The organism is Acinetobacter sp. C13 (assembly GCF_016809775.1).
GTDB classification, from domain to species: Bacteria; Pseudomonadota; Gammaproteobacteria; order Pseudomonadales; family Moraxellaceae; genus Acinetobacter; species Acinetobacter pittii.
In genome coordinates this window covers 731124-744754 of record NZ_JAFBJL010000001.1, presented here as the reverse complement: position 1 = coordinate 744754, position 13631 = coordinate 731124, and the positions used below count along the sequence as shown (strand labels likewise).

General features: G+C 40.6%; 14 protein-coding genes and 1 pseudogene. 9 read left to right on the top strand and 6 right to left on the bottom strand.

Going from position 1 to position 13631, the window contains the following annotated elements; translation table 11 throughout:
- Positions 1–4: 4 nt before the first annotated feature.
- Complete coding sequence (locus JGE69_RS03640) at positions 5–694, bottom strand: LrgB family protein (protein ID WP_001028705.1); 690 nt, start codon at positions 692–694, stop codon at positions 5–7.
- Between the two features lie 13 nt (positions 695–707).
- Positions 708–1139, bottom strand: a complete 432-nt coding sequence (locus JGE69_RS03635) for a CidA/LrgA family protein (protein WP_000102768.1) — start codon at positions 1137–1139, stop codon at positions 708–710.
- A gap of 110 nt (positions 1140–1249) precedes the next feature.
- Here JGE69_RS03635 and JGE69_RS03630 point away from each other — a divergent pair, with 110 nt between their 5' ends.
- The 3 genes from JGE69_RS03630 to yghU all read left to right on the top strand — a co-directional run bounded on the left by JGE69_RS03630 (position 1250) and on the right by yghU (position 3795).
- Positions 1250–2155, top strand: coding sequence for a LysR family transcriptional regulator (locus tag JGE69_RS03630; RefSeq protein WP_000949922.1), 906 nt, complete (start codon positions 1250–1252; stop codon positions 2153–2155).
- Between the two features lie 119 nt (positions 2156–2274).
- On the top strand, positions 2275–2901 hold the full coding sequence (yfcF, locus tag JGE69_RS03625; protein WP_001058344.1) for a glutathione transferase: 627 nt from the start codon (positions 2275–2277) through the stop codon (positions 2899–2901).
- Positions 2902–2934: 33 nt separating this feature from the next.
- Positions 2935–3795, top strand: coding sequence for a glutathione-dependent disulfide-bond oxidoreductase (gene yghU / locus JGE69_RS03620; protein ID WP_199112330.1), 861 nt, complete (start codon positions 2935–2937; stop codon positions 3793–3795).
- A gap of 37 nt (positions 3796–3832) precedes the next feature.
- Here the strand turns inward: yghU and JGE69_RS03615 are convergent, their stop codons facing one another.
- Complete coding sequence (locus tag JGE69_RS03615) at positions 3833–4753, bottom strand: LysR family transcriptional regulator (protein WP_000357063.1); 921 nt, start codon at positions 4751–4753, stop codon at positions 3833–3835.
- A gap of 125 nt (positions 4754–4878) precedes the next feature.
- On the opposite strand from JGE69_RS03615, the gene JGE69_RS03610 reads away from it, so the two are divergent.
- The 5 genes from JGE69_RS03610 to JGE69_RS03590 all read left to right on the top strand — a co-directional run bounded on the left by JGE69_RS03610 (position 4879) and on the right by JGE69_RS03590 (position 10433).
- Entirely contained in the window at positions 4879–5616 is a 738-nt protein-coding gene (locus tag JGE69_RS03610; RefSeq protein WP_199112328.1) for an SDR family oxidoreductase, read from the top strand.
- A gap of 238 nt (positions 5617–5854) precedes the next feature.
- Positions 5855–6364 carry a rhodanese-like domain-containing protein gene (locus JGE69_RS03605; protein ID WP_000992243.1) on the top strand — a complete coding sequence of 170 codons (510 nt, stop codon included), beginning with the start codon at positions 5855–5857 and terminating at the stop codon, positions 6362–6364.
- 18 nt (positions 6365–6382) lie between these two features.
- Positions 6383–7324 (top strand): serine O-acetyltransferase EpsC, encoded by a 942-nt coding sequence (gene epsC / locus JGE69_RS03600; protein ID WP_199112327.1) that lies wholly within the window; start codon positions 6383–6385, stop codon positions 7322–7324.
- Between the two features lie 240 nt (positions 7325–7564).
- Positions 7565–8497 (top strand): family 2A encapsulin nanocompartment shell protein, encoded by a 933-nt coding sequence (locus JGE69_RS03595; protein ID WP_001107594.1) that lies wholly within the window; start codon positions 7565–7567, stop codon positions 8495–8497.
- Positions 8472–10433 (top strand): family 2A encapsulin nanocompartment cargo protein cysteine desulfurase, encoded by a 1962-nt coding sequence (locus JGE69_RS03590; RefSeq protein ID WP_199112326.1) that lies wholly within the window; start codon positions 8472–8474, stop codon positions 10431–10433. Before JGE69_RS03595 ends, JGE69_RS03590 begins: the two co-directional genes overlap by 26 nt.
- Before the next feature lie 394 nt (positions 10434–10827).
- On the opposite strand, the pseudogene JGE69_RS03585 reads toward JGE69_RS03590, so the two are convergent.
- Positions 10828–10949: pseudogene (locus tag JGE69_RS03585) on the bottom strand (hypothetical protein).
- A gap of 87 nt (positions 10950–11036) precedes the next feature.
- Positions 11037–11675 carry a LysE family translocator gene (locus JGE69_RS03580; protein ID WP_199112325.1) on the bottom strand — a complete coding sequence of 213 codons (639 nt, stop codon included), beginning with the start codon at positions 11673–11675 and terminating at the stop codon, positions 11037–11039.
- A gap of 91 nt (positions 11676–11766) precedes the next feature.
- On the opposite strand from JGE69_RS03580, the gene JGE69_RS03575 reads away from it, so the two are divergent.
- Entirely contained in the window at positions 11767–12696 is a 930-nt protein-coding gene (locus JGE69_RS03575; RefSeq protein ID WP_199112324.1) for a LysR family transcriptional regulator, read from the top strand.
- Between the two features lie 61 nt (positions 12697–12757).
- Here the strand turns inward: JGE69_RS03575 and JGE69_RS03570 are convergent, their stop codons facing one another.
- Positions 12758–13624 (bottom strand): cysteine ABC transporter substrate-binding protein, encoded by an 867-nt coding sequence (locus JGE69_RS03570; RefSeq protein ID WP_057051659.1) that lies wholly within the window; start codon positions 13622–13624, stop codon positions 12758–12760.
- Positions 13625–13631 lie beyond the last annotated feature (7 nt).

Below are 13631 nucleotides of genomic sequence, written 5' to 3'. Positions count from 1 at the left end.
AACCTTACAACAGCAACCATAGATGAATCGCAAATGGTCCAATGAGTACCATTAAAATACCAGCAATAACCATGGTTAAACTGGCAATCACCCCTTCTTCACTATTGCGCTGCTGTGCTCTGACTGTACCAAAACCATGCGCTGCGTTACCCAAGGCGGCACCATTTGCCACATTAGAACGGATTTTAGTAATTGCCAAAATTGCATCGCCACAAATCATACCGACCAAACCGGTAATAACAGTAAATAGGGAAACCAATGCCGCCGAACCATGAATATCTTCAGCTAAAATCATGGCAAAAGGTGTTGAAATAGAACGTGCCATCAAACTGTTGGTGACTTCAGGGCTAAAGTGGAACCACTGCGCCATTTTATAGGCAGTCATCACGCCTACACTCATGCCCACAATAATCGCAATCGTAAGAACTCCGAGGTTTTTACGAATCGTTTCCCGATAGCGATAAATCGGTATAGCGAAAGCTACCGTTGCAGGACCTAATAAATTAACAATCCACTGGGTATCTTCTGAATAAGTTTGGTATGAAATTCCAAAAATCGTCATCAAAATGATGGTAAGTACAGGCACACTAATTGCGGGTGATAACCAAAGTTTTGGATGTTTTTGATAGATTCGCTTTGCCACAACATAGGCGGCCAAAGTCCAGATGAGACAAAGAATTGACCAGATATTCATGTCATTATGCTCTTTAGATATGCTTATGTTGAAGACGTTTTCTAGCCTGTAAGTAAGCCTTCAAACGATTGTAATAATGAATAGTCAGTGAAGTGCTTAACATGACTAAAATGGTTCCAACCCCAATGCTTAAGACGATTTGCCATCCTTCGGTCATAAACAGGGTTTTATACTGGACAACGGCAACGACTACAGGCACAAAAAACAGTAATAGCTCACCTAAAACCACAGTTGCTCCCATTGCCACCTGATCCATTTTGATAATTTTAAAGAACAGGCATAAAAGCAATAAAAACATACCTAAAATACCTGCCGAGACAGGCACACCGAGTTTTTGGTGTAAGAGATATCCGATCCACCAAAATCCAGCCAAAATGAGAATTTGTTTAACTAACACGAACAGTGATGGTTGTGAGGGTGTTCCAGAAGCAGATTCAGTACTCATTTTTCGAAATTAAATGGTTAACTACACTATTATGCTAGCTTGGTTAAACCTGCTAAATATGAATTATTCATGTTAATATTATTTCAAAATGGAATAATCTATTCTTTATTATGCTTTCTCTAAAATCATTACAGTGCTTTGTTACTCTGGTTAAAACTAAAAGTTTTACCCGTACTGCTGAAGAGTTATATCTGACTCAGCCCACCATTAGTAAAATATTACAACAACTCGAAGAGCAGCTTCAGGTACAGCTTTTGGTTAAACCCGATCATGGACGAAAAAGACAAATTGAATTAACCGAAATTGGAGAACGTATCTATCAACATGCGGTCGAGCTTCTTCAGGCAGAGCAAAACATCTTTCTTGAGATAGAAAACTATCAACAATTAAAAACAGGTACTTTAAAACTTGGCGTTCCACCTTTAGGTTCCCAGCTCCTAACGACTGCCCTATTTGACTTTCATCGTCAATGGCCAGATATTGAATTAGCTTTTATGGAAGTGGGTTCACGCGGTATTGAACAGGCTTTACTCAATAACGAGCTAGACGTTGGTGTTTTATTGCAGCCTTTTGATAAACAAACTTTTAATAGCATCGAATTATGTAACTACCCTTTAATGGTGCTTTTACGTCGTGATGCAACTTGGGCAACCCGCAAAAAAATAAATCTAGAAGAGCTACAACACCAATCATTTTTAATGTTTCCTGAAAATTTCTCTTTAAACAGTATTATTCTCGATGCTTGTAAGCAGCATGGTTTTTACCCAACCATTGCTTGCCGTACCAGCCAATGGCACCTCTTGGCAGACATGGTGTTACAACGTATGGGAATTGCGCTTCTCCCTCAATATTATACCGACATGCTTGACCCGACTTTATTTGCAGCAGTGCCACTCGAAAAACCAAATATTCAGTGGCACTTAGTCATGGCTTGGAAAAAGAATCTTCCTGTTTCACCAGCAGTACAAGCTTGGCTTAGCATTGTTCGTCAACATTTTCAGCACATTAAACCCTAACGTTGACCACTGAAATAGCTTAGTTCAAAAACCGATAAAGCTTTTCCACAAAAAAGCTACCCAATCTTGGCTTAGCTCACTTAGACTAGACCCATCTGTTTATCACACGGACAATAACAATGAATAACGAGCATTTTAAGCTGTATACAGATTCACAATTTCTAAGTCCCTATGCATTTACAGTTTTTGTAGGACTACACGAAAAACAAATTCCATTTGAAATAGCAACCATCGACTTAGCTCAGCAAGGCCAGTTTGAAACATCTTTTGTAGAAAAGTCATTAACAGCTAAAGTGCCTGTACTTGAGCATAACGATTTTGCCTTATCAGAATCTTCTGCCATTTTGGAATATTTAGAAGAACTTTATCCAGACACAGCTATTTTTCCAAAAGATATTCAAGCACGGGCAAGAGCACGACAAATTCAGGCATGGCTCAGATCGGACTTAGTGGCACTAAGAACTGAGCGTCCAACCGATGTTATTTTTATTCAGCCCAAGTCCACTCCACTTTCAGAAGAAGGCAAAAAAGCAGCCGAGAAACTTTTCTTTGTTGCAGAAAAACTTCTTGCGTCTGATGCTGAATTTCTTTTTGGTTCATGGAGTATTGTGGATGCTGAACTTGCCCTGATGTTGCAACGCCTTATTCAAAATGGTGATGCTGTACCACAGCGTTTAAAAACCTATGCATTACAGCAATGGCAACGTCCGAGCGTACAAAAATGGCTTGCCTTACGACATAACTAAACCCTTATATTTACACCAAACATGAGATAAAAAATGAGCGATTCAAACTATATTCCTCCACAAGTTTGGCAATGGACTGGAGAGAAAACCGATTTAAACCAACCTACCTCAGATGCGCGTTACGAGCATACACTTCCAGTAGGGAAACATCCGCTCCAGCTCTATTCTTTAGCAACGCCTAATGGTCAAAAAGTCACTATTTTGCTAGAAGAGCTTTTAGCGTTAGGACATAAAAATGCTGAATATGATGCATGGCTGATTAAAATCGGTGAAGGACAGCAATTTGGTAGTGGCTTTGTAGAAATTAATCCCAACTCTAAAATTCCAGCATTGGTTGACCATAGCCAAAACCCGCCATTAAGAGTATTTGAGTCTGGCTCAATTTTGCTTTACTTGGCTGAAAAGTTTAAAGCGTTTATTCCAACTGATATTGCTGCACGTACTGAATGCCTCAATTGGTTATTCTGGCAAATGGGCAGTGCACCTTACTTAGGTGGTGGTTTTGGACATTTTTATGCTTATGCCCCTGTTAAAATTGAATATGCGATTAACCGCTTTGCAATGGAAACAAAACGCTTACTTGATGTATTAGACCAGCATCTGGCAAAAAACGAATATTTGGCTGGTTCTGAATATAGCATTGCTGATATTGCAGCGTTCCCTTGGTATGGCGGTCTTGTTAAAAACTGGGTGTATAACGGCGCGGAGTTTTTAGGTGTCGATCAATATAAAAATGTTCAACGTTGGGCAGATGCGATTTTAGCGCGCCCTGCGGTACAACGTGGCCGTATGGTCAATCGTACTTTTGGTGAGTTAGCTACGCAGTTGCATGAACGCCATGATGCGAGTGATTTTGAGACCAAGACTCAAGATAAATTGCAGAATCAGTCTTAAAAATATCATTTAGTTTTTGACTTACCCGCAAGATATTTCATTTTTGCGGGTATTCAAAGTTGGCAAAATAGCCCGTGTATAACTCACTCAGCCAAGCGACAAAAACTCGTACGCGCGGCGAGAGCTGCCGATGCTGCGGATATAGTGCAGAAACTGACATCTTCGGGCTTTCCCATTCAGATAAAACCTCAACCAGTCGCTCATTTTTTAATTCATTTGCCACATGGTAGTGCGGTACTTGAATTAAGCCAGCCCCTTGTAAGGCAGATAATACATAGTTTTCAGCGTCATTTACCGCGATCCAGCTTTTCAAAAAATAATCTTGTTTTTTACCATTCACCATTAATTCAAATGGATAATTTCGCCCGCCTGATGTCGAGAAGAAATTAACACAATAATGTGATAACAAATCTTCTGGTTGCTCTGGCGTTCCATGTTTATTTAAATAGTCAGGACTTGCACAAATGACTTGTGGCATATCGACCAAATGTCTGGCAATTAAAGTGGAATCATCTAAACGCCCCGCCCTCACTACGCAGTCTATGCCTTCCCTGATCAGATCAACCAAGCGATCCCCCGTACTGATTACCAGTTCAATGTCGGGGTATAACTCGTGAAATTGATCGATATTGGGTAAAACAATTTTAGTTGCATGTGCGCCTGATAAATCGACACGTAATAAACCACGGGGCTGAGCAATTACATTGCGTAAAGATGATTCGGCATCATCAAGTTCCGATAATATTTGTGTGCAGCGTTCATAAAATGCCTGTCCATCTAGTGATGGTCTTACATGCCGAGTCGTCCGTTCTAGCAAACGGCACTGTAAGTTATTCTCTAACTCCTTAATGGCATTACTTGCTGTAGCACGTGGGATATTTAGCTGATCGGCTGCCTGACTAAAACTACCCAGCTCTACGATACGGGTAAAAAGTTGCAAGGTATCAAATTTGTCCATGGTGATATCTTTTAACCCTATCCATTATTAATATATACGGAATTATCTTATCCAATTCTGATGATTTATCCCATATTTCTATATTATTAAAATAAGCCATACTTACTCAAACAGGCAATCTAAAAATGAATATTTCAAGAAAAACAGCTCTGGTTACTGGCGCATCACGTGGTATTGGCCGTGCTATTGCAGAACGCTTAGCTCAAGATGGTTTTTATGTGATTGTTAACTATGCTGGCAATAAAGCGCATGCCCAAGCCACTGCAGAACATATTATTGAGCAAGGTGGTCAAGCCTCAGCTATTCAAGCGGACGTTGCAAATGAACATGAGGTGAGCCGTTTGTTTCAAGAAGCAAAGGCCATTAACGGTCGGTTAGATGTGGTAGTTCATAGTGCCGGTATTATGCCTATGGCAAAAATTACACCTGAAAGCCTGCCAGATTTCGACAAAGTGATTCATACCAATTTACGTGGCGCGTTTTTAATATTGGCACATGCGGCCGAAACAGTGCCAGATGGTGGTCGGATTATTGCGCTTTCAACCAGTGTAATTGCCAAATCTTTTCCGACATATGGCCCCTATATTGCTTCAAAAGCAGGTGTCGAAGGTTTGGTACATGTGTTAGCAAATGAGTTACGTGGACGCAATATCACTGTAAACGCCGTTGCACCCGGCCCGACAGGCACTGACCTTTTTTACAATGGAAAAACTGACGAGCAAGTAGCGGCTATTGCAAAACTTGCTCCATTGGAACGAATCGGGACACCTGACGAAATTGCTGGCGTAGTGGCCATGCTGGCTGGTCCAGATGGGGGCTGGGTAAATTCTCAAATCATTCGTGTAAATGGTGGATTTGCTTAATTTTAAAAACCGTGCGGATTATTTTAATCTGTACGGTTTTTTACTAAATAATAAAATTTCTTAAATCTATTTTATTTTAATAACTTTATAAAATTAACTAATACTAATTTATATAAAATATTCACCACTCTTATTTATCAAAATAATATATATAAATAGATATTCCTTATTTTTGCTTATATTTAAAACCGCGTAAATTGAACCTTAACAATCTGAATCAAAGATAAGGATATATTCAATGAACGCTAAATTAAATACTGAAACTCCACAAAGTTTTATCTCAAATGGTTCAAATACATCCTTTTCAGCCGAAGATATTCTTGCTAAAGCACAGCAATATGCACAAGAACATGAACTAAATTTTAGTGGCAGTTTATCACCTGTTGATGCATGGCAACTCGTACAACAAGGAGAAGCTGTTTTAGTTGATGTGCGTACCAATGAAGAACGCAAATTTGTGGGTTATGTCCCTGAAAGTATCCATGTTGCATGGGCAACAGGCACATCATTTAACCGTAATCCACGCTTTTTAAAAGAACTTGAATCAAAAGTTGGTAAAGACAAAACCATTCTTTTGTTATGCCGTAGTGGCAACCGTTCAGCACAAGCTGCCGAAGCCGCATTTAATGCAGGTTTTGAACACATTTATAACGTTCTTGAAGGCTTTGAAGGTGATCTAAATGAACAGCAACAGCGTAATCAGAAAAATGGCTGGCGCATCCACCAACTTCCTTGGCAACAAGACTAATACTTCAATCAATTTTCAGTGAATCAAGGAAAGCTTGTGACTCAATGGAACATTAATGCGGTTGTACGAGGTTTACAACAAGCAAGGCATGACTGGCGTCAGCAGCAACACAGGACCAAAGAATTTGGGGGCCGTGAACTTCCATCTAAAGAAGATTTAAAGGCCATTTTAGATGACCTGTGCGGGATTTTATTTCCAATGCGTTTAGGCCCTGCCGACTTACGTCAGGAAACTGAAGATTCTTATATTGCCTATACTTTAAATCGGGTGCTGACAGCCTTACATGCTCAAGTACAACTGGCTTTGAATTATGAAGCAAAACGTCATTTGGGCCATTCAAGCACAGTACAGCAGCCACAAGAACTTGCTCAAACTATTGTGCAGGATTTTGCCAACACTTTGCCCTCTATACGGCGCCTTTTAGACGGCGATGTGCGAGCGGCTTATGAAGGTGATCCAGCGGCGCATAGTGTGGATGAAGTACTGCTCTGCTATCCGGGCATATTTGCGATTATTTATCACCGAATTGCGCATCAGCTCTATGCTCAAGTGCCTTTATTGTCTCGCATTATTTCCGAGTTGGCTCACTCTGCTACGGGTATTGATATTCATCCGGGTGCACAAATCGGTAAAGGATTTTTCATTGATCATGGTACGGGTGTGGTGATTGGTGAGACTTGTGTGATTGGGGAACGCGTTCGTATTTATCAGGCCGTGACCCTTGGAGCAAAACGCTTTGAAACCAATGATGATGGTGGTTTGAAAAAAGACTATATACGCCATCCGATTGTTGAAGATGAGGTCGTGATCTATGCAGGTGCCACTATTTTAGGCCGTATTACCATTGGCCGAGGGTCAATTATTGGGGGGAATGTTTGGCTAACCCATAGTGTTGCTGCAGGTAGCCAGATTTTACAATCACCGAATGAGTCTTATCAAAAAAATCATATTGCTGGTTAAAAACTATAGATGTGAAATAAATAGATAAGGAGATAAATAAACAAAGAACGTGCAGATTAATAAAATGCTTATTTCTAGTTTAAATATATTTTTATTTAGAAAATAGATAACTCATTAATAAGCTCAGTATTTAAAAAATTTATAACGCGATTTTAATTTTAAAACCAGAACTAATTCTAGTTTATATACATCCTAGAATTTTTATTTTCAAAAAGCCAATGTAATAAGGAAAAATGATTCATGGCGAAAAATACAGACAAAGCCCAACTTGCACTTGGGGACCATGCGGCCCGTCAACTGGCCAATGCAACTAAAACAGCTCCCCAGCTTTCTACAATTACTCCCCGCTGGCTGACTCACTTACTTCAATGGATTCCTGTTGAAGCAGGTATTTATCGCCTAAACCGTGTCAATAATACCGATGATATTCAGGTGGCTTGTACACAACGTGATGAAGCAACTTTACCTCAGACTTTTGTTGATTATGACCCTGAGCCACGCGAATACTTTTTAAATGGTGTCTCTACTGTTTTAGATGTGCATACACGTGTTGCCGACCTTTACAGCAGCCCACATGACCAAATTAAAGAACAGCTTCGCTTAACCATTGAAACCATTAAAGAACGTCAAGAAAGCGAGCTTATCAATAACCCTGAATACGGTTTACTAGCAAGTGTGACAGATGACCAACGTATTTCGACTTTAAATGGCCCACCCACTCCTGATGATCTTGATGATTTGCTACGTAAAGTCTGGAAAGAACCGGGATTTTTCCTAGCACACCCTGATGCGATTGCAGCATTTGGCCGTGAATGTACACGCCGTGGTGTACCGCCTCCAACGGTTAGTCTGTTCGGTTCGCAATTCATTACATGGCGCGGAATTCCACTTATTCCATCAAATAAAATTCCTGTAGAAGATGGCAAAACTAAAATCTTGCTGCTTCGTGTTGGTGAAAAGCGTCAAGGGATTGTTGGTTTATTCCAACCGGGTCTTGCGGGTGAACAGTCACCGGGGCTTTCAGTACGCTTTATGGGAATCAACCGTAACGCGATTGCGTCGTATCTAATCTCGTTATATTGCTCACTTGCAGTATTAACAGACGATGCTTTGGCAGTGTTAGATGATGTGGAGGTGGACAAATATCATGACTACCCAGTTAACTACAAGTAATCTGCAAGGTAGTCCAACGGGGCCTGAAGTGACTGGTGTTAACTCACCAGCCAACTTCCCTGATGAGTCCACTATTGCTCGTCTTGCTAATGAGTTTTTTTCAGCAGTGCCAAGCTCAAGCAGTTCGACTTCTCCATCGGGCCTTAACTTGGACTTACCTGTCGGAGCGCCACCTCACCCACCGCAACCGGGTGAACCATTTTCTGCACTCAGTGGTCGTGCGCCCAATATCGCCTTTCAGAAAAGTCTCGATCCGGAATATCCTGAGCATATTCCAAATTTGCCCGACTACCCTGAACGCCGAATTGTAGCGTCTGCGCCTGTGGTTGGTGGAGCTAATTTGCCACGCCCACCATTTGAACCACATTTGCCACAAGCTGCTCATAGTGAACCCAACGTGCCACGCATTGAACCCAGCTTACCCACTGGTGCAGGTGAAACACCTTATTATTTTTTAAATGATTTTTCTGCCCACAATGCAACAGAACCATCTGTTAAAGGTGTTGACGATAATTATTCGGTTGCACAGTCATTTCAATTACCACATGGTGATCAGCTGAAATCATTGCTGACGGAAGATCGTTTTGCAGCGAACACACCTCCCCAAAGTTCGGCAAGCTCTGCATTTTATTTTTTAGACTTGCCTCAAAGTGGACAAAGTTATAGTCACTATCAACCATCGCAACCCACTTTTGTAGCAAGTAGTGCTCAACCACTCGATGTGCATGCTATACGTCGCGACTTCCCAATTTTACAGGAACGCGTCAATGGCCGCCCTCTAGTTTGGTTGGATAATGCTGCCACTACACAAAAACCGCAGCGCGTGATTGATCGGATTGCTTATTTTTATCAGCATGAAAACTCAAATATTCACCGCGCTGCACATGAGTTAGCGGCTCGTGCAACCGATGCCTATGAGCATGCAAGAAATGTAGTTGCCCGATTTATTGGTGCACCCTCTTCTAAAGAAATTATCTTTGTTCGAGGAACAACCGAAGGCATTAACCTGATTGCAAAAACATGGGGTGAGCAAAATATTGGTGAAGGTGATGAAATTATCGTTTCTCACTTAGAACACCATGCCAATATTGTGCCTTGGTATCAACTCACTAAAAAAACTGGAGCGAAATTAAGAGTCATTCCTGTGGATGACACAGGTCAGATTATTTTAGAAGAGTTACCAAAACTGATTAATGAACGCACTAAACTGCTGTCGATTACTCAAGTTTCGAATGCTTTAGGAACAGTCACACCTGTTGCTGAAGTCATTAAAATTGCGCATGCCAAAGGTGTACGTGTTTTAGTTGACGGCGCGCAATCTGTTTCGCACATCCCTACTAATGTACAAGCTCTTGATACAGACTTTTTTGTGTTTTCTGGACATAAAGTGTTTGGGCCGACAGGCATTGGCGCGGTCTATGCAAAACCCGAGTTGCTAGAAAGCATGCCTGTTTGGGAAGGTGGCGGTAACATGATTCAGGATGTTACCTTCGAACAAGTAGTTTACCAACCTGCACCAAACAAGTTTGAAGCTGGAACTGGGAACATTGCCGATGCTGTCGGCTTAGGTGCTGCACTTGAATATGTTGAAAGTCTAGGTATTCATAACATTGCTCGCTATGAACATGATCTACTCGAATATGGTCAAAATGCGCTGAGTAGTGTGTCAGGTTTACGCCTGATCGGAACCGCACATCACAAAGCCAGTGTTATGTCCTTTACTTTACAAGGCTATTCAACCGAACAAGTTGGTAAAGCTTTAAATCAACATGGTATTGCCGTACGTTCTGGCCACCATTGTGCACAGCCAATTTTACGCCGTTTTGGTGTGGAACAAACCGTGCGTCCGTCTTTGGCTTTTTATAATACGACGGAAGAAATTGATTTATTGGTGTCGGTGTTACATCAACTGACACGTAATAGGCGTAGCAATTAAATCTATTTGTAGAAAAGACTGCTTTCGAGCGGTCTTTTTTTATGGATTCTTTATTGAAGCTACTTTATCTCTAAAGTCATATATGAAGTAACAAGTCAAAGTAGCTATCTTACGGCGGAGTCTTATTATCTTAAATTCGATTTCTAGATTAGCCTTCGGCTAGACTTACTTTGGTTTCGCCCAAAGTAAGCAAAAGCATTTTCATCTACAAAACCTGTCCTCTTCTTATATCTAATCGATATATCGCAGAAACATAAACTATTTAATACCACGCAGGTTGCAGATGATTTTAGCTCGAATTAAGAGTCATCAATAGTTCGGACAACTCAAAGTAGTTATCACTGCGGAGTCTTGTTATTTTAAATTCGATTTCTGAATTAGCCTTCGGCTCGTGCTAAGAGTCATCTACAGCCTGCCCATAATTTATAAAAATAATGTTTTTGCAACATTTCCTGATAGATGAAAAACAGTGAACAGGTTCTGTAGATGACAAAGTTTTTTGGTTACTTTTTCCAAAAAAGTAACAGAATTATCTACTTTATTATGACGTATAAACGGTAAGACTCCGTCGTGCTACCCCATCCACTTATAAATACAACCAACTTAAACAAACAATCCCCAAATCAATCTCAATGCAATCCCAATTAATAAAACTCCCATCACCCGCTCAAAATAAACCCCAAACTCCAAAAATCTTTTACGTACGATAGGCTGTGCAAACAGTACACTCACCACCATAAACCAGATGGCATTGACCATACACATCCACACACCATAAAAAACCTGAACTTTCATTGGTGTGGTCGTACTTACAATCGTCGTAAAAATTGCCAGAAAAAAGATAGTGGCTTTCGGGTTCAATGCATTAGTGAGAAAACCCATTGTAAACGCTTTAAACAAACTTGGAGCATCACTATCAGTTTGATTATTGATCTCAAGATTTGTATTCGGCTGGCTACGTAAACACTGCCATCCTAAATAAATCAAATAAGCTGCCCCTGCTGTTCTGATCAGTGACATGAGCCATTCACTTTGTTGAATCAAAAAACCAATACCAACAAGTGTATAAAACACATGCACTGAAATCCCGACACCAATACCAATTGCGGTCAGACATCCAATTAAATAGCCATAACGTACACTTTGCCTTACTGTAATCACAAAATCTGGTCCCGGTAAAATCACCGCCATAAAGTGAATAAGAGCTAACGTTAAAAACTCATGTCCATACAACTGCCACATAACAATTTAGTTTCCTGAAAATCACAGAAAAGATTGTATTGCGATTTTTTAGACGCGATAATCCAATCAAAATCCAAATAACTTTTGCCTCATGAGCACAAATCAAAGTCTGGTTCTGTTAAATGAAATGGCGACTTTCGTTAAGGTTGTCGAGTCGGAAAGCTTTTCTGAAACTGCCCGCCAGCTTGGCACCACACCTTCTGCTGTTAGCCGCGCGATCGCCCGTTTAGAACGTGCTTTAGGCACCCGCTTACTCTATCGAACTACACGGAAACTTCGTTTAAGTGAAAGTGGACAACAGGTCTATCAACGTTGTTTAGATATGGTGAATGCTGCACAAGCAGTCATGGAAAGTTCCGGCCAATTCCATGTCGAGCCAGAAGGTATTATTCGAATGAGTGTTCCCAAAGCCGTGGGGCATTTTATGATTCACCCACATTTACCCGAGTTTTTAGAACGCTACCCGAAAATTGATATACAAATGCTTTTAGAGGATCGCTATGTAGATCTCATTGATGATGGAGTTGATCTAGCACTTCGAATTACAGAGCAACCACCGGGTGGCCTTATGGGTCGAAAGCTGATTGATATTGATCACTTGGTTTGTGCTACGCCTGAATATTTGGCCAAGCATGGCACACCAAACCATCCGCATGATTTAAAGCAGCATGAATGTATTTACTTAGGTGAACAAGCCAGTGACTCAAAATGGAAATTTCAACAAGGAAATAAATCGATCAGTGTGGCTGTGCGTGGGCGTTATGCTGTAAACCATACGGGTGTGCGTTTGAGTGCTGCATTACAGCATTTAGGTATTGCGAGCTTGCCGTACTTCGTTGCACGCCATGCTCTACAACAAGGTACCTTAGTTCAGGTTTTACCCGACTGGTATTTTAAGACCTATTATAGTGGTGGGCTGTGGTTACTTTACCCACCGACGCGGCATGTCCCACCTAAATTGAGTGTGTTGATTCAATATTTGGCTGATAAATTAGCAGCAGAGCCGACTTTAAAAATTTAGACGGCTCTTAGCTCGAGTAAATACTATCTAGAGTTCTAATCTTTAGAGGTTATTAGCACGATTATTCAACCAATAAATCTTTTGGATTAATCGTATCGCCATAGACTGGTTTTAAGGTTTTTTCATAAGCTTGATGAATCACACCTTCTTTTGCCAATTTCTCTAAATCTTGATTCAACCAGTCCAGCAACTCTTTATCACCTTTTTTCACTGCTGGTGCAATTAAGTCCTGCTCACCTAAATTAGTAATGCCAACAGTGTAATTTGGATTTTCTTTAGCCCAAGCTAAAACCAGCAAGTTATCATGGGCAAGCGCAGCACCACGTCCATCTTTTAAAGCATCAAAAGTTTCAGTGTTTTGCTCATATTTTTGTAATTTAATCTCAGGATGAGTCTTGGTGAAGAATGAATCAGCCGTTGTACCTTTGTTTACCAATAAAGTTTTATCTTTAAGTTGAGCCACATCAGTAATCGGATGACTTTTTGGAGAAACCACACCTAGTGCCACTTTTAAATAAGGCTTAGCAAAATCGACCACTTCTTTACGTTCTGGTGTAATGGTAAAGTTGGCAAAAATAATATCTACTTTATTGGCTTTTAAATATTCGACACGGTTAGCCGCTTCAGTTAAAACAAACTCAACTTTGTTTTCATCACCCAGCAGATCTTTCGCAACATGCTTAGCAATTTCTACATCAAAACCTTGATTTTTACCTTGAGCATCTAAATATCCAAACGGCGGTTTATCACTAAATACGCCAATTCGTACCACACCATTCTTTTTGATCTGTTCAATACTCGACACAGTTTGTGTAGTATCTGCCGTTTTTTCAGTAGACTGAGTTCCTTTGTCACATGCAACTAAACCTAAACTCAGTAAAGACGCAGCTAAAATATGCTTCACGTTTTGAAATGTTAATGTTGTCATTATTTCA

What these genes read in the sequence shown, in the direction of transcription:
- JGE69_RS03640 (WP_001028705.1), bottom strand. Translation starts at nt 694, where the DNA reads ATGAATATCTGGTCAATTCTTTGTCTCATCTGGACTTTGGCCGCCTAT.
- JGE69_RS03635 (WP_000102768.1), bottom strand. Translation starts at nt 1,139, where the DNA reads ATGAGTACTGAATCTGCTTCTGGAACACCCTCACAACCATCACTGTTC.
- JGE69_RS03630 (WP_000949922.1), top strand. Translation starts at nt 1,250, where the DNA reads ATGCTTTCTCTAAAATCATTACAGTGCTTTGTTACTCTGGTTAAAACT.
- yfcF (WP_001058344.1), top strand. Translation starts at nt 2,275, where the DNA reads ATGAATAACGAGCATTTTAAGCTGTATACAGATTCACAATTTCTAAGT.
- yghU (WP_199112330.1), top strand. Translation starts at nt 2,935, where the DNA reads ATGAGCGATTCAAACTATATTCCTCCACAAGTTTGGCAATGGACTGGA.
- JGE69_RS03615 (WP_000357063.1), bottom strand. Translation starts at nt 4,753, where the DNA reads ATGGACAAATTTGATACCTTGCAACTTTTTACCCGTATCGTAGAGCTG.
- JGE69_RS03610 (WP_199112328.1), top strand. Translation starts at nt 4,879, where the DNA reads ATGAATATTTCAAGAAAAACAGCTCTGGTTACTGGCGCATCACGTGGT.
- JGE69_RS03605 (WP_000992243.1), top strand. Translation starts at nt 5,855, where the DNA reads ATGAACGCTAAATTAAATACTGAAACTCCACAAAGTTTTATCTCAAAT.
- JGE69_RS03595 (WP_001107594.1), top strand. Translation starts at nt 7,565, where the DNA reads ATGGCGAAAAATACAGACAAAGCCCAACTTGCACTTGGGGACCATGCG.
- JGE69_RS03590 (WP_199112326.1), top strand. Translation starts at nt 8,472, where the DNA reads ATGACTACCCAGTTAACTACAAGTAATCTGCAAGGTAGTCCAACGGGG.
- JGE69_RS03580 (WP_199112325.1), bottom strand. Translation starts at nt 11,675, where the DNA reads ATGTGGCAGTTGTATGGACATGAGTTTTTAACGTTAGCTCTTATTCAC.
- JGE69_RS03575 (WP_199112324.1), top strand. Translation starts at nt 11,767, where the DNA reads ATGAGCACAAATCAAAGTCTGGTTCTGTTAAATGAAATGGCGACTTTC.
- JGE69_RS03570 (WP_057051659.1), bottom strand. Translation starts at nt 13,624, where the DNA reads ATGACAACATTAACATTTCAAAACGTGAAGCATATTTTAGCTGCGTCT.